Below are 16,095 nucleotides of genomic sequence, written 5' to 3' on the forward strand. Positions count from 1 at the left end.
TATGAAATTTATTCTCCGTTTATCATTTGTATAATCGTACCATAACTCATCCAAACCATGGTGATCACCACCGCCAAACCCGTTAAGGTTAACCATAACGGTTGTTTGTAATTGGCGATAATTTTGGTTTTATATGCTGCAATAAGCATAATGCCTAATGCAATAGGTAGAATAAAACCATTTATGGCCCCAACGGTAAGCAACGTTTTAACCGGTTTACCGATCAGGATAAAAATTATACAGGAGATTGATATGAAAGCGATAATAATCTCTCTGTTAAACTTTAATATCAGGGGATGAAAACTCTTGATAAAAGAGATGGAAGTATAAGCCGAACCCACCACAGAAGAAATTCCCGCAGCCCAAATCACCACACCGAAAATTTTATAGCCTATTTCGCCACTGGCCAATTTAAAAACTGAAGCGGCTGGATTGGCCGGATCTAAAGTAAAACCTTTACTTACCACGCCCAATGCGGCAATAAACAACAATAAGCGCATAATGGATGCAAGTCCGATGGCACTTAATGCACCTTTATTTACCGCACCTAAATTTTGTATGCCGGTTTGTCTGGCATCCAATAAACGATGAGCGCCCGAAAAAGTGATATAACCACCAACGGTTCCACCAACTATGGTTAATACCGCGGTAAAACTAAACTGTGTAGGGTTTACCGCCCTTAATGCTGCTTCTGCCAATGGTGGCGAACTGGTGTAAGCGATAATTAAAGCAAGTACAATTTTAATCAGTCCCATGGCTTTGGCAAAAACATCCATTGCTTTACCAGCTTCCCTATAAATAAAGATTCCTATGGCCATAACCGCGCTTATTACGGCACCCTGCCCTACACTAATGCCAAACAGCACATTTAGTCCTAAGCCTGCGCCGGCAATGTTGCCAATGTTAAAGGCCAAACCACCTAAAAAAACCAAAAAAGAAATAAAATAACCCAAACCGGGAAACACTTTATTGGCAATATCCTGTGCAGGTTTATCGGCCACGGCAATAATCCGCCAGATGTTTAACTGTGCAATAGCATCTAATATAATGGATAACAAGATAACGAAAGCGAAACTTGCACCCAACTGCTGGGTAAAAACAGCGGTCTGCGTTAAAAACCCAGGACCAATGGCTGACGAAGCCATTAAAAAAGCTGCACCTAAAAGTATACTCCAATTGTATTTTGGTTTCATATTGCTGGTGCTTTAATGATAATCCCTTGTTGTTTTAGTTTTTCGGCTATTAATTTAGCAAACTCAACAGCATGTTGGCCGTCGCCATGCAAACAGACTGTTTCGGCCCTTAATGCGATAGGGTTCCCATTTACACTTTTTACCTCCTGTTTTAACGCAAATCCCAGCACTTGATTAACAGCATCCTCTTCATTAGCGATCAAGGCATGATCTGCGGAGCGTGGAGTAAGCAAACCATCATCCTGGTAGCTACGGTCGGCAAAAACTTCTGATGCTGTTGCAGTACCCATTTTTTCTGCTTCTTCTATCATCTTACTTCCTGCTAAGGCATATAAAATTAAGCCTGGATCAAAATCAAAAACGGCCTGTACAATCGCTTTTGCCAAAGCATTATCCTTTGCAGCCATGTTATATAAGGCACCATGTGCCTTAACATGATGTAATTTACCGCCAGCAGCCTTTACAAAACCACTTAAAGCACCAATTTGGTATAAGGTAAGCTGATAGGCCTCTCTTGGGCTAACCTGCATTGCTCTACGGCCAAAACCTTGCAAATCAGGCAAACCGGGATGCGCACCTATGGCTATTCCCTTTTTTATTGCCAAAGTTACGGTTTGCTGCATTACAGCCGGATCGCCTGCATGGAAACCGCAGGCTATATTTGCTGATGAAACATAATCCATCAATTTTTCATCATTTGGCATGGTATAACTTCCAAAAGCTTCTCCCATATCACAATTAAGATCGATCATTTTCATATATCAGTATATTTTAGGTTTATCGCTTTGCTAATCAATAACAGATCATGTTCACGTTCAAGATAAAGTTCTTCTGCCTCATCTCTCGAGATTTCAGAAAACTGAATACGATCGCCAGGCTTAAGTTGCGCACATAGAGGTAAATCTACTGCTGCAACGTGACCAATACGCGGGTAACCACCCGTTGTCTGGCAATCGGCCATGAGTATAACCAAATCGCCACCTCCTGTTACCTGGATCGTTCCCGGGCTTACTGCCGTGCTGAGTAATTCTTGTTTAACTTTTCTTACCAAGGGCTTTCCGGTTAATTGGTAGCCCATACGGTTACTCCTCAAACCGATAGTATAGGTATTGGTTAAAAAGGAAAGAATGGATGCCGCGTCGAACCAACAGATTTCATTGGCCGGCACAACTCTTATCTTTTCCCTTTTCTCTGGCAGTAAACTATCGCGCGAAATGCTCCAATTTGGATAGGTTAACGACTGTCCGATCAGTTGATTCAAAATCTTATCTGATACCGGGTTAATATCAGCTCCGCTAACCAGGACATCAGCTTTTTGCAATGTCCTCCCATTAAAGCCTCCAAAACCAGCAGTCAGATAGGTGCTTTTGCTTTCCATTACGTCAGGCACCTGCCATCCACCGGCAATAGCCAGATAAGTACGTACCCCGATTGGATTATTGACCAGTTTGATCACCGAACCTGCCGAAAAAAACAATGGCTTTTCTGCAGGCATTAATTCATCATGATAAACCAGAAAGGCGCCATCACCAGAATAAGAAATCAGAACGGCTGTTTCAGCTTTAAACGAAGCATCAGCATAGGTAAATTCGATTGTAGCACAATGATCATCATTGCCAACGGCTTTATTGGCTAAACGGTGAGCCAATTCATCCATCGCACCAGAAACCGGCACAGCCTGAGAAAGAAACCGGTACCTCCCCATATCCTGAACGGTACTTAACAAACCGGGCTTGATGATGCTGATTTTCATATTCCTGTTTCAACGTAAGCATTAAACTCGGCCTGATCAATGGCTTTGAAGGTAACCCGATCTCCACCCTTTAAAAGGGACGGCTGTGTGCGGTTTACATCAAACATCTTTAATGGTGTTCTGCCAATAATCTGCCATCCACCGGGTGTTTCCATAGGATAAATACCAGTTTGGTTGCCTGCAATACCAACAGATCCGGCAGGAATTTTAGCTGTGGGAACCTCTTTTCTAGGCGTAGATAATCTGCCGGCCATGCCCCCCATGTAGGCAAAACCGGGTACAAACCCGATCATAAAAATGGTGTAATGCCCATCTGTATGTATATCAATAACCTCAGTTTCGGTAAGATGATTGGCTTGGGCCACGGTTAAAAGGTCCGGACCAAAATCACCTCCGTAACAAACCGGGATAACCAGTTCATTTGCAACTTGATTCGTTTTTTTTCTTTGTGTGCATGCAATTTTATTTAAATATGCCGATACCTTTTCGAAACCAACCTCCCCGGGAAGATCTGATAACATCACCATTAATGGATCATAAAAAACAGTTAAGGTAGTATAAGCCGGAACTGTGGTCATCAGGCCGGAAAAAGGATTTTCTAAAAGCAACTGATTAAATCCGGTAATCAGATCCAACATATCATTATCGATTGTCGTTCCAAATGTTATCGTAACCGATTTTTCGCTCAACCCATAAATTTTTAATGGAATGTTTGTCCCAGAACATCTTTCCTCCTTAATCATACAAAACGGAAAGACTTATTCATAAATAATCTTCATCATACGAGCCTGACAACTAAAATGCCGCTATAAAAATGGCTATATATTGTCAAAATCGCAAAGATTTTGGCAATTGGATATTTAAAATTGGTTTATTGCCAACAAAGTAGTCATTACAGTTTAATTATTAACGAATTTTCAGTCGGTTCAAGGCCTTTTATCAATTGCAGCAATTCATTTTGCTCTTCAGCTTCCAATTCAATCACGCCATTAAACACCTCGAAAATTTCATTACGCAGGTTGGCACGCATTAAAAGATCAATCAGGCGTACAATGGTTTTCTTCTGATCGGTATTTAAACTACCAAACAATTTAGGCTCTATTTCATACAATGCTTTAATTAAATCAACTAGTGCGGGTTTTCTCAGTTCTTTTTCTCTTTCGTTGGCATAAACCGGGAATATCCCATCCTGCTCATAACTTTGAATCAGGTTGTTTGCATATTCTTTTAAAAATGGTTTACGTTTACTTTTAAGATATTCTGTTAGTGCCTTAATTAAAAACCTATATTCTGCCGACGATTTAGCAGCACCAAATATGGCCACCTGCCCTCCATTTTCAAAACTCTTGAAATCGAAATCATGAAAAAACTCACTGTCAATATAAACGCTGTGGAAATAATCGTCGCTCTTTTTGTTTAAAGTGGTGTAATCTTTATAAACTTCTTCACCACCGGCCAAAAAATAGTATTTAGACAACTCTTTGTGCAAATTTTCTTTCCAGTGAACATATTTGATCTTAAAAGTAACGGCGGTATCGGGATAAAAAAGCTGAAACTCTTCCATGCTTTTAATATTGCTGCTAAAATCCAACGCTTCGCCATTTACAATAACCGAGTAATTTTTGTGTTTATTCAATTCGATAAACCAACCGAATTCGTTGATCAGAAAAGGAAGCACGATGGTTTCTATATCCTGCTGGCTGATCTTCAGATTGGTAAAAGACACAGTTGTTCCTGTTTCACCCTTATGGCTCGGAATAGTGGAAAAATCGGAGGTATAACTATTTAAAGCGCCTGTATTAATACTGATTTCCCCGTCGCGAAAGCCTTGTTCTGATTGGTAGGTAGTATGCCAAACAGCATCGTGCGCAAAGGTAAAAAAGGTTAACCTGCCTACCCCATTACGTCCATGCATTTTGGAAGTATGTTTTGGTGCCACAATCTGAATGGCTTTTTCAGACTCAAAGAATGGATCGAATTTCTGCTGCAGGCGGTCGAAATTAATTCCATAACCATTGTCAGCAATCGTTAATTGAGTTAGCAGACCTAATGGATTGGCCTCATAGTCTAACCAAATGGTATTTGCATTGGCATCAAAACCATTCCAAATGTATTCGGCAATAGCCTGCCTTTCATTATAGTTTTTAAGTACTTTTTGTATCCCCTTTGAAGTAATATTAACTTTTACCGACATATTTACTAATATAATTAGCAAATATATTATAAAATTTAATCATTAGCCTTACCATTTTGGAAAGTACGGGGAAATTGCTTTTAAAACATGTTCAAAAATTAATTAGCTACGTAACCACAGAAATTACGGAGGAGATTAAAGTTTTTCCGTGTTTTTCGTACTTCCGTGCAAACATAATGTTTAGGCATGCGTAGAAAGATAAAAAATTATCTGAAGAAAAGTTAAAGAAGATTGTCCAGTGAAAAGCACCTGTGAGAGGGCCAAATGATTCAAAGGTGCTACATGCTCCTGTCAAAATAAGCCCGGTAAGCTCAATAAGTTCTGTTTAACCAAAAAGATCGCTGCTGAGGTAGCGGTCTCCCCGATCGCAGGCGATAAAAACAATAGTGCCCTGATCTAATTCACCAGCAAGCTTCAAAGCAGCTGCGCAGGCACCCCCAGAACTCATACCCGCAAATAAACCTTCTTCTTTAGCCATTCTTCTGGCCATTAAAGTAGCTTCTTCCTGTGCAATATCCATCACCCGATCTACCCTTTTCGGATCAAATATTTTAGGCAAATATTCCTCTGGCCAACGCCTGATTCCTGGAATGGATGAACCTTCAGTAGGTTGACAGCCTACAATCTGAATATCAGCATTTTTCTCTTTAAAAAACCTCGAACAGCCCATAATTGTTCCGGTTGTTCCCATCGAACTCACAAAATGTGTAATCTGCCCTGCAGTATCTCTCCAGATCTCTGGCCCGGTTGTTTTATAATGGGCCAGGTAATTATCCTGATTTGCAAATTGATTTAACAGAAAATAACCCTTTGAAACACCTTTTTCTTCCGCATAATCCCTACACGCTTCTATACTTTCCAACAAAGTTACTTTTGCGCCAAAAGCTTCCATGGTTACCTTCCGTTCGCGTGTAGAATTGGCTGGCATAACCAATTCGATATCTAACTGATACAAACTTGCAATCATGGCTAAGGCAATTCCGGTATTGCCACTCGTGGCCTCCACCAATTTAGTACCGGGCGTAACCTCTCCACGCTCAATTGCACTTCTGATCATATTGAGTGAGGCCCGGTCTTTAACACTGCCCCCCGGGTTGTTGCCTTCTAATTTAGCAAATACGCGAACAGCGGGATTTACATTCAACTTTTGAAGTTCTGCCATTGGCGTGTTTCCGATCAGATCGATTATTCCTGCCATATTTAAATGTATTAATGGGTTTCTTTATGGTTTCTTATGGTGATGATGGGTGAATGATAAGCCGTAGAAAAGGCCGGGATACTTTCGGTGAGCCATACGTTCCCTCCGATAATACTATCATGCCCGATGATGGTTTCGCCACCCAATATGGTTGCCCCTGAATAGATCACTACCCTGTCTTCTACCGTAGGATGACGTTTACTGCCTGCCAAAGTTTTTTTAACACTCAATGCACCAAGCGTTACTCCCTGATAAAGTTTAACATAACGACCTATAGTGCTGGTTTCTCCGATAACAATCCCTGTTCCGTGATCAATATAAAAATATTCACCTATACTGGCTGCCGGATGGATGTCGATACCCGTTTTAGAATGCGCATATTCGGTCAGAATTCTTGGAACAAGAGGAATTTCAAAATTGTATAGTGTATGGGCAATTCTGTAGAAACAGATGGCATAAAACCCCGGATAGGTCCGAATCACCTCGAATCTGCTCTGCGCTGCCGGATCACCGTGGTAAATAGCCTCGATATCAGTATTTAATACACGATAAAGTTCTGGTAAACTTTCGAAAAACTGACCAGCTGCATTTTTGCATGCACTGTTTTTAAGCTGGCAACTTGCTGATATGATATCGTAAAGCTCAAGTTCCAGGGCAGTAACATATGCCTTTACTGCTGTGATGGTTGAAAACATCCTGGCAGAATTTTCCGGGAAAAGTACCTGAATAAGCTTTTCTGCCCAAAGGGATATCACTTCATTGGGCGGAATGTTTTGTTGTTCAAGAGGATTCTTGAAAATTTGTTCAAAAAAATGGTCTTCCATAACTGCTGGCCGATCTGCTCATCGACTAAATATATAGATTTAATCGCTAAATGTAAGTTTTGTTTTTTTAAACTGAAACTGTAGTCTGGAATTTATGGATAAAATGGCGGGGAAATAACAAAATAGTCTGAAGTCCTTATTCTTTATTCCGTTAAAGGGAATACAGGGAAATATTTAATACAGATGAAAGACCCTGACAATTTCAGGGACGACTCTTTTGAAATAAGAGCCCCCCTTTTCAGTTGAAATATGCCGTTCAAAAGGAAACACAGCAGAAATCCCTATTTTATAGGAACCTCTGCTATGGCCGAAAATGTAAATATGTTTGGGATTATTTTTATTGCTTCTGTTCGGATAAGAAAGAAACCAAAGAAGCCAGTTCTTCATATGACAATGAATTGGCCAACCCTTCTGGCATCATCGAAGTTTCCATCTCTTTTCTCGACAGGATATCAGCAGTTTTAATGGTAAAAACTTCCCCGGCAATGTTACGGATCACCACTTTAGCCGCGGTTTCTTCCGTAATAAAACCCATATAGGTACGATCGCCTTTTGCTGTAATCATTACTGAGGCAAATCCCTGAGAGATTGAAGCATTAGGCTTTAATATCGATTCAGCAATCTGCTCACGGTTCATAATAGAACCAATCTGTCCCATAAACGGACCTTTCATTTTTTCGCTTTTGCTTAAGCTATGGCAGGCTACGCAGCCCTGGCTATTGAAAATATTTTTTCCCTTTAACGGATCGCCCTGTAATTTATTGATTGCCAACAATACATCTTCAATAGATGATTTACCCACCTGGCCTTTTTTGTTTTTGATTTTATCCAGGTCAATTTTGGGTTCTTCAACCGCTGCTACTTTTTCTTCAACGGTAAATTCAGGGATATCCATTCTTTGCCGCTCATTTAAATCAACATAAAACTGTTTACCCTTCGCTCCTGCTTTCGCAGCTTCTTCTTTTAGGAATTTCTCGATAATCGGAGAGCCTTCCCATGAAACAGCTTTAAAGTAAGGGCCGTGAGAATCGGGACGTGTACCCCACCACCAGGTAGCATCATAGGCAATTTCTTTTTTATACAAACGGCCCAGGGTTACCAGGATCTGCTGTTTCAACTGTTCATCTGTTGCTTGCCTGTAGTTTTCAATTAATCCGTTAACCACCTTTTCGCTGTGTAGATAGCGTAAAGCCCAAAGTGCAAGGGTAGCGTTTTCGGTTTTAACCGCGGCAAGCAAAGCATCTACCGCCTGAAGATCAACCAAGGCCCTAACAGCTAGGTGAGGCAAGATGATGGCTGAATTTGGTGTGGCATGAGGGCCTTCGGTACCTTTTACAGGTGCTGCGAATGAAGCCGGAACTTTTGTTTGTAAAAGCACGTTGGCTACTTCGGCTCTGCCCAAACGGTTTAAGCCTATAATCGAAGCCGCCTGAACGCGCAGATCGGCATCTTTTAAGCCCTCTAAGAAGGGTTCAACAGGTACTTTATCTATGTAAGTTTTACGATCAGCAAGTGCTTTCAAAGCGAATTCTTTCATTGCTTTATCTTTGGTAAATTCGATTAAAGTGGCAATACCGTTTTCTTTGGTCAACTGTGCATAGGTATACATACCTGCTATACGTACATCAAGCGCTAAACCCTGATCAGAGGCTACTTTTAAAGCTGCTGAAATGGCTTGTTTATTGTTACGTGAAATCAACTCTTGCGAAGCCGCTAACCGGCCTACCGCACTATTCGACTTAAGTAGCCCGGTCAACTTTTTAACGGAAGCTTTTTTAACATCCGGAAAAGCTTTGTAAGTCCAGTTGTTGGGCACCGCACGAACCACGTAGCCTTTATTTGGGCTACCGGAATAACCTGCGCCATCCCAGGCCGAAAGGTATAACCTTCCTGATCCGTCTACGTCAAGATCTGTAATTTGCGGTAGTTTAATAAATTCTTCATCTTTTTGAGTAAAGGTTGGTCCGTCAGCAGTAACCCTGTGGATATAAAGCATACTTCTGCCCCAATCGGCCATCATGGGTACATGGTTATATTGTTCAGGCCAGTTGGGTTCATCCATAAATAATGCGCCGGTGCCCGATCCTCCACCTAAATCGGCAAGTGCCGGAATAATTTCATCGGTAAAATTTTGGAATAAAAGCGGGTAACCATATTCACCAGATTGTATATGGTGCGAGAAACGAACATTCCAGCCTCCGCCATCATTGGTATTTTCTCTGGTAAAAACATTCATATAAGGATCAATAGCTACATCGTAAACATTCCGTGTACCGTGGGTATATACTTCCATTTCCGTTCCATCCGGACGAACGCGCAAAATCCCACCGCCCAACATGGTCAGTTTTTTACCTGACCGGTCTACCGCATCATGGAACCCAAAATCTCCTACGGAGATATAAATCCATCCATCTATGCCCATCCTGATACCATTGGTGGCATGATCGGTACCGCGCTCGCGGATGTATTTGGCATTACTGATGTGTTCAATAAGGGGTTTTTCAGGCCCATCGGCCTTTCCATCGCCATCTTTATCTTCAAAAACAACCAAATTCATGCCTGTAGCCTGTTTTGTCTCTTTAGAAAAGGTGGTGTGCAAAACGTAAACCTGACTGCCTTGTACAATAATTCCGCGTGGGTTATCTACTTCGGCAAAATCAACATGTTCATCCATTTTACCATCATTATCCTTATCAATCAATTTGAGGATATGTCCTTTACCAGGATCTTTACCTAAAGATCCAATCATATCAACACCCACGTATACTTCGCCGGTTGGTGCTACAGCTAAACAGGCCGGACTTGGTGTAACATCGGGTCCGGCGAAATTTGTAATAGTTAATTCGGGAGGCGATACGTGCTGTATCTGTGGCTCACTAAAAAAGTTTCTTAATCCAAAAAAAACTAATGTAAAAGAAATCAAGCTTAAAGAAAATTTAATCATTTGGGTATTATGTTCTTGGTTTAATTTGTGCAAGGTAAACTTACAAAAAATATAAATTTCCTATTGCCACAATTTTGTGCTGTTTTATACGCTTCATTTATTAATCTGGTTAAAATCCAAGAGTTAATGCTGGCGAAAAGATAAATTAATCCTTCTAACCAGAAAACGTCTATAAAAAATTAAAACCATGGCATAAATTCTGCAAAAAACACCATACCAGATAGATAATGTCTTATTTTAGACTAAATATGAAAACTAATCATCATGATCTGGTAAATTATTTCAATAAACACTTGAATTACAACATAATTTTATTATATTTACGTAATTCAACATTCATAAAATCAGTATGTTATGAAAAATATTGTTTATTTCTTCCTGACTACCCTGATCTCCTCCATTGCGTTATTAACAACAAAGGACTCATTTGAACCTGAACTGGTTTATAGCACAGTGGTGTTAATATGGATTCTGTACATCTGGTACCATGTTTATGCTGCTGACAAGAGGAATTTCAGTGAGTAGAATTTAACTGTTCAAAGTTTAAAATCCCAGCAAAAAGAGTTCGGGACGCAAACCTTATGGGTTTAAATTTTACAATTGATTACCAGCTTGCGGTTTTCAACGGGCAATTTCAGCTTGCGGATGAGTATGTCCTTATCATAGTATGATAAGTAAGCAACGATAATAACCCTATACTACAAATGACCAATGAACTGATAAACCGACATCCCATAACATAAACTTAACATACCATGCAGTTCTTCAAATGGCAGATCTTTATATCTTTAGCGATATGTACTGGTACGAAGAAGAAGTTAAACAATTGGAAAGGGCGCATCGCTTAGACCGGGAACATCCGGGTGTTATTTTTTACGGCAGCTCCTCTATCCGCTTGTGGAATAGCCTTGAAGATGACTTCGATTACATGAAAGTAACCAATTTAGGTTTCGGTGGCTCCACCTTAGCTGCGTGTGTGTGGTTTTTTGAACGCATAATGATCGACTACAGGCCAAAGGCACTTGTGGTGTATGCAGGCGACAACGACCTTGGCGATGGCAGAAACCCGGAGGAGATATTTATTTTTTTCCAACAATTAATGGTTAAGGTCAACCAAAGGTTTGGCCTGTTGCCCTGTTACTTTATCTCTTTAAAACCCAGTATTACCCGTTGGCAAATGGCTGATCAGTTCAGATATACCAATAACCTAATTGAAAGCGAGATTATTAAATTAAATAGCCATTGGAAATTTATTGATGTTTTTAAGAAAATGCTCAATAAAGAAGGCGAGCCAAATCCAGCACTGTATGATGCTGACGGGCTGCATCTTAGCGAAGAGGGTTATCGATTATGGACCAGTATGGTTAAAGAGAAATTAGGTTAATTATTACGCTTAGTTAATATTGCGATAACATGGATGCCTTAATTTTCCACAAAAGAATTAAGACCATGAACAGGGAATATCACAAATGGTTCAGCCAGCATCTTCAACGAGACATGGAGCTTCTTATTTTTGGCCATGCGGGAAGAGCAGTGATCTTTTTCCCTACCCGTATGGCCAGGTTTTACGATTACGAAAACTGGGGCATAATAGCTTCATTAAATACGCAGATCGAAAACGGGGAACTTCAGCTATTCTGTGTGGATAGTATAGATGGAGAGAGTTTTTATAACGACGAGGTATTTCCATCAGTACGGATAGACCGGCATCTGCAATATGAGAAATATCTCTTAGAGGAAGTATTATCGCTTATCTATCAAAAAAATAAGGGCGATTATGTTGAAACTGCCGGCTGCAGCATGGGCGCTTACCATGCCATAAACCTGGCGCTGAAATATCCCTGGTTATTTAAAAAAGCGGTGGGCATTAGTGGCCGATATGACCTTACCAATAACATTGGCGATTTTAGAGACTTGCTAAATGGCTTTCGCAGCGATGAAGTTTATTTTAATATGCCAGCTCAGTATATGGCAAACCTAAATGATGACCGGTTGTTATCGGAAGTTAGAAACATGGAAATTATTCTGGCAGTAGGCGAAACCGATCCTTTTTTAAACGGGAACCAACACCTGAGTAGCTTACTATGGGAAAAAGGTATTCCCAATCTGTTTCATACCTGGGAAAGTAATGCCCACAGGCCCCGTTATTGGCGAAAAATGGCGCCTATGTATATTTAATTCTCAGATCAGTGCCTCCTCTTATTTTTACGGCCAATTTAAATACTGTTTAATGCGAATGGTATCTACTGTTTTTTAGATTTTTCAAGAATATGGCAGAAATTTAGCATATGATGCAATTGGCACAGCGTTTTTCAAGATCGCTTCCCCAAAAACGGACAGGCTTTCGGCTGAAAAAGCCTTTTCTCCATGGCGGATTTCAGCGTTATTTATCCATGAAATTAATGTCCATTTATAAAAACGTTGGGTTTGGGTTAAAACAGACCGCACAAAAACTTCTCCTTAACACTAATTGAACAAGAAAATATTAAGTTTGCAGATGAACAGGTTAACTTTCAGCATATGAAACAAGGACTTTTAATTGATATGGATGGGGTGATTTACAGTGGAGAGGCACTCATCACCGGAGCAGACAAGTTTATTAAAAAACTGATTGACGAAGACATCCCTTTTGCGTTTATGACGAACAACAGCCAAAGAACCCCATTGGAAGTAGTACGAAAATTAAAAGGATTGGGAATAAAGGTGGAGGAAAGCCACGTATATACCAGCGCAATGGCTACCGGGAAATTTCTTTCAGATCAAAATCCGAATGGTACTGCTTATGTATTGGGAGAAGGTGGTTTGTTAAGCAGCTTGCACGATCATGGCATTACCCTGGTCAATACCGATCCCGAATTTGTAGTGCTTGGCGAAGGCAGGAACTTTACGCTCGAGATGGTTCAACGTGCGGTTGATATGATTCTTGCAGGAGCTAAGTTTATCACTACCAACAGAGATCCATCGCCAAAAAAACCAGGATGGAACAACCTGGGCATTGCGGCCACTACTGCCATGATTGAAGAAGCAACCGGCAGAAAAGCTTTTGTTACGGGTAAACCAAGTCCGGTGATGATGCGTTCGGCACGTAAATTCTTAGGATTGGAAACCAGTGAAACCACGGTTATTGGCGATACGATGGAAACGGACATACAGGGCGGCGTTCAAATGGGTTATAAAACCATTCTGGTACTCTCGGGCATATCAAGCAAAGATATTTTAGGGCATTATGCCTTTAAACCCGATATGATTGCAAGCTCTGTTGATGAAATAAAATTTCCGCTAAGCTGGTGGGAGAATAAATAATTTGGAGTTGGCCGTTAGGAGTCCTAAGTCGTTAGTCCAGAGTCATTAGTCCAGACTCTTTAAGTTAGTCTGGTTACTTGTTAATGTTAAAACATTGATTGGAATTTGAATGCAGGGGCTTAGCAAAACTTAAGTGATAATCAGTTGTGGCTATAAACGGTATCAAATTAAAATTAGCAGCCATTCCGCTTTGATTAAACCAGGCAGATGTAGCTGAATCATTTGCAGGCTCCTGACGTACTGGTGTAGCTGGTATTTTTTTATCCTTAAATTTATTCTCATTGGTTAAAAGCCCAATTGCTGGTATAACCATCAAAAGCGCCACGCAAGAAATCAGTCTCATATTATCGTGCTTAATCGTCTTATTATTTGGTCCGCCTCTCTAAACAAATATGAACCTATATTATTAGCAAGATAATTAGCCAGCATTATTAAATTGTTAAAATTATTCTACAGTTTTAATTCATTATTAAGCAGTTCCGATTTAAACATTCGCCAAAAGTTTGCAACCTTTTCCTGTAACCTGGGGTCTCGCCAAACTGCATTGATTAATCCAGCACAGAGAATCATATGATCTGCCAAATGGTAACACCTGACAGCACATTTTCTTATCGGTTGGTGTCTCACCGACCGAAATTAATTTTAATACGCAAAGCTTGATCATTCAACAGATGGCAATATCTAAAAGCACATTAAATCCTTTCGTTTGGTCATCCTAAACGGAGTCGGAGGAGCATACCCATCTAAACTATTATTTGCGAACACCTTAAGCATGGCATCTATTTCGGTCTTAAAAATAGAATGGTATTTCAACAGCAAAAAGCCCATTTGTAACAGCTATTTAGCATCCTTTAAAACTTTTAACATTTCAATATGTTTAATTAAAAAAAGAAACGAACATGGGAATTTTAAAAACAGCCATTATTGGCGCAGCAGTATATGCAGGCGTGAAATATATCACCAAGAAAGATCCAATTACCGGACAATCAATTGTTGACGAACTATTAGATCGTGCACCACAATGGGCCGATAAAGCAAAAGGTTATACCGAAGACTTGAAAAGCAGAGTGAGCAATGCTGCTGAAGATTTGGCCAGATGAATACCTGGAGAAAATAAGGAGCCTGAAGAGGCTAAATTTTTATTTCTCTGAACAAAAAGCGTCCTGATTAAAAATCCAGACGCTTTTTGTTTTAGTGTTAGATGGTAACATCCGACACCACAGATAAATTAGGGTGAAAGTTGGGCATTAAAAAGCGTCAAACCAAAGCTTAGTCGTTAACAAGTCTGCCCCCTGGTTGCCTACCGCATTTTTATAATTTTGTCCGTTTAACGATTGTTCGGTGCCAGGATAAATAAAACGCACCGGAATTTTACCATTCAACACGGTATTTACAGAGGCTGTTAACTGTGGATAATCTAATCTTCGCTGTTCCGCCCAGGCCTCTAAACCCTGTCCAAACAAGGCGATCCATTTTTGTTCACCGATTGATTTTTTATAATTGGCGGCATTATAAGCTACTCCAGATTGCTTGATGTAATCTTCCACTACAGTTCCACTAATATTATACTGCGAAAAAGATGCCCTGATGGCTTGCTTGTATAGATCTTCAGCATCTTCAGCCGTAAAACCTCTTGCAGCTGCCTCTGCCCTATCAAAAAGTAATTCTGCATAGCTAAAAATTACAGCCGGTGCCTTGGCGTCTAAAAAGTAAACACCTGGTTTTGAAGAATTTGCCAAACCTATAGCACTGGCCTCAGAGTTTGTTGAACCATTTGGGATACCCACATAACCGTTTGGCGCATTTTCAGTTTTACTGGCATAAACAGGCAACCTCGGATCACTTAAAGAAGTAAGTTTATCCACAATGGTTTTACTGATCCGGTAATCATTTCTGGTTTCAAATGAAGCCGCTACCGGGTTTTGCTGAGGCGATACATCATATTTGAATATGGCATTTTCTGAATTACTGCTAATGTAAGCACCACCTTCTGCCTGTATTTCGTCTATTACCTGTTTAGATTTAGCAGGATCTTTATCTGCAATGCGCAAAGCGATACGAAGCCTCAATGAGTTGACAAACTTCTTCCATCGCGCAATGTTATTGCCATAAATCACATCACCGGCAATCGTTTTTCCAGCGGGATCTAAAGCGGCCTGCGCTGATTTCAAATCGTTTAAAAGACCATAATAAACATCCTTTTGTTTATCGTAAACCGGCGTAACAAACTGTTTGATTTTTCCTGCCTGCGAATATGGAATATCGCCATAAGCATCAGTTAACAGTAAAAATATCCACGATCTGAGTACAAGCGCAACAGCTTTATAATTCGCATTGCCCTGCGCATCGCCCAGTTCGATAATTTTATTAAAACCAGCAATACTCTGGGCATAACCTGTCGACCATAATGCCGTAAAACTGCTGTTTGAATAAATAAAACGATCTTCTTCTGTATATTGTACTTTAGCCCAGTGCTGTGCAAACAGCAAACTTGAATTCATGTTATTGGTCACGCCCCAATAGCTGTCAGCAGTAACTTTCGTGGTCCCGGTAAGCAAATAATCTGGCTGTGCAACTTCAGGTGCATTGGGATTGATATTTACCTCGTTCAGCTCTTTTTTACATGATGTAATGGCAATGGCCAAAATAGCCACTATATATAGTTTTTTATTTTTCATGATGGAAT

15 protein-coding genes are annotated in these 16,095 nt (G+C 40.3%); 5 read left to right on the plus strand and 10 right to left on the minus strand.

Annotation, left to right across the window (positions count from 1 at the left end; all coding sequences use genetic code 11):
• Window positions 1-8: 8 nt before the first annotated feature.
• From ACK1I8_RS09585 to ACK1I8_RS09620, 8 genes are all read right to left on the minus strand, one after another.
• On the minus strand, window positions 9-1,193 hold the full coding sequence (locus ACK1I8_RS09585) for an NRAMP family divalent metal transporter (protein WP_412469105.1): 1,185 nt from the start codon (window positions 1,191-1,193) through the stop codon (window positions 9-11).
• The gene (locus ACK1I8_RS09590; RefSeq protein ID WP_412469106.1) at window positions 1,190-1,951 is read right to left on the minus strand and encodes a 5-oxoprolinase subunit PxpA; all 762 of its coding nucleotides are present in this window, start codon (window positions 1,949-1,951) and stop codon (window positions 1,190-1,192) included. Before ACK1I8_RS09590 ends, ACK1I8_RS09585 begins: the two co-directional genes overlap by 4 nt.
• Window positions 1,948-2,946: a biotin-dependent carboxyltransferase family protein gene (locus ACK1I8_RS09595; protein WP_412469107.1), complete on the minus strand. Its 999-nt coding sequence runs from the start codon at window positions 2,944-2,946 to the stop codon at window positions 1,948-1,950. The genes ACK1I8_RS09590 and ACK1I8_RS09595 overlap by 4 nt, the downstream gene beginning before the upstream one ends.
• Entirely contained in the window at window positions 2,943-3,635 is a 693-nt protein-coding gene (gene pxpB, locus ACK1I8_RS09600; RefSeq protein ID WP_412469108.1) for a 5-oxoprolinase subunit PxpB, read from the minus strand. Before pxpB ends, ACK1I8_RS09595 begins: the two co-directional genes overlap by 4 nt.
• Window positions 3,636-3,838: 203 nt before the next feature.
• On the minus strand, window positions 3,839-5,140 hold the full coding sequence (locus tag ACK1I8_RS09605) for an ATP-binding protein (RefSeq protein ID WP_412469109.1): 1,302 nt from the start codon (window positions 5,138-5,140) through the stop codon (window positions 3,839-3,841).
• A 325-nt stretch (window positions 5,141-5,465) separates the two neighbouring features.
• Entirely contained in the window at window positions 5,466-6,350 is an 885-nt protein-coding gene (gene cysM, locus ACK1I8_RS09610; RefSeq protein WP_412469365.1) for a cysteine synthase CysM, read from the minus strand.
• Window positions 6,350-7,162 (minus strand): serine O-acetyltransferase EpsC, encoded by an 813-nt coding sequence (epsC, locus tag ACK1I8_RS09615; RefSeq protein WP_412469110.1) that lies wholly within the window; start codon window positions 7,160-7,162, stop codon window positions 6,350-6,352. Before epsC ends, cysM begins: the two co-directional genes overlap by 1 nt.
• A 337-nt stretch (window positions 7,163-7,499) precedes the next feature.
• Window positions 7,500-10,106 carry a hypothetical protein gene (locus tag ACK1I8_RS09620; RefSeq protein ID WP_412469111.1) on the minus strand — a complete coding sequence of 869 codons (2,607 nt, stop codon included), beginning with the start codon at window positions 10,104-10,106 and terminating at the stop codon, window positions 7,500-7,502.
• A gap of 354 nt (window positions 10,107-10,460) precedes the next feature.
• Between ACK1I8_RS09620 and ACK1I8_RS09625 the strand changes: the two genes are divergently transcribed.
• The 4 genes from ACK1I8_RS09625 to ACK1I8_RS09640 all read left to right on the plus strand — a co-directional run bounded on the left by ACK1I8_RS09625 (window position 10,461) and on the right by ACK1I8_RS09640 (window position 13,409).
• The gene (locus tag ACK1I8_RS09625) at window positions 10,461-10,631 is read left to right on the plus strand and encodes a hypothetical protein (protein WP_412469112.1); all 171 of its coding nucleotides are present in this window, start codon (window positions 10,461-10,463) and stop codon (window positions 10,629-10,631) included.
• A gap of 244 nt (window positions 10,632-10,875) precedes the next feature.
• The gene (locus ACK1I8_RS09630) at window positions 10,876-11,490 is read left to right on the plus strand and encodes a GDSL-type esterase/lipase family protein (protein WP_412469113.1); all 615 of its coding nucleotides are present in this window, start codon (window positions 10,876-10,878) and stop codon (window positions 11,488-11,490) included.
• A 29-nt stretch (window positions 11,491-11,519) separates the two neighbouring features.
• Window positions 11,520-12,284 (plus strand): esterase family protein, encoded by a 765-nt coding sequence (locus tag ACK1I8_RS09635; protein WP_412469114.1) that lies wholly within the window; start codon window positions 11,520-11,522, stop codon window positions 12,282-12,284.
• A gap of 342 nt (window positions 12,285-12,626) precedes the next feature.
• Complete coding sequence (locus tag ACK1I8_RS09640; RefSeq protein ID WP_412469115.1) at window positions 12,627-13,409, plus strand: HAD-IIA family hydrolase; 783 nt, start codon at window positions 12,627-12,629, stop codon at window positions 13,407-13,409.
• 73 nt (window positions 13,410-13,482) lie between these two features.
• Here the strand turns inward: ACK1I8_RS09640 and ACK1I8_RS09645 are convergent, their stop codons facing one another.
• Complete coding sequence (locus ACK1I8_RS09645) at window positions 13,483-13,752, minus strand: hypothetical protein (protein WP_412469116.1); 270 nt, start codon at window positions 13,750-13,752, stop codon at window positions 13,483-13,485.
• 556 nt (window positions 13,753-14,308) lie between these two features.
• Between ACK1I8_RS09645 and ACK1I8_RS09650 the strand changes: the two genes are divergently transcribed.
• Entirely contained in the window at window positions 14,309-14,509 is a 201-nt protein-coding gene (locus tag ACK1I8_RS09650) for a YtxH domain-containing protein (protein WP_412469117.1), read from the plus strand.
• A gap of 147 nt (window positions 14,510-14,656) precedes the next feature.
• Here ACK1I8_RS09650 and ACK1I8_RS09655 read toward each other — a convergent pair whose 3' ends face one another.
• Window positions 14,657-16,087 (minus strand): SusD/RagB family nutrient-binding outer membrane lipoprotein, encoded by a 1,431-nt coding sequence (locus ACK1I8_RS09655; RefSeq protein WP_412469118.1) that lies wholly within the window; start codon window positions 16,085-16,087, stop codon window positions 14,657-14,659.
• Window positions 16,088-16,095: the final 8 nt, after the last annotated feature.

The organism is Pedobacter sp. KLB.chiD, assembly GCF_047040275.1.
Lineage (GTDB): Bacteria > Bacteroidota > Bacteroidia > Sphingobacteriales > Sphingobacteriaceae > Pedobacter.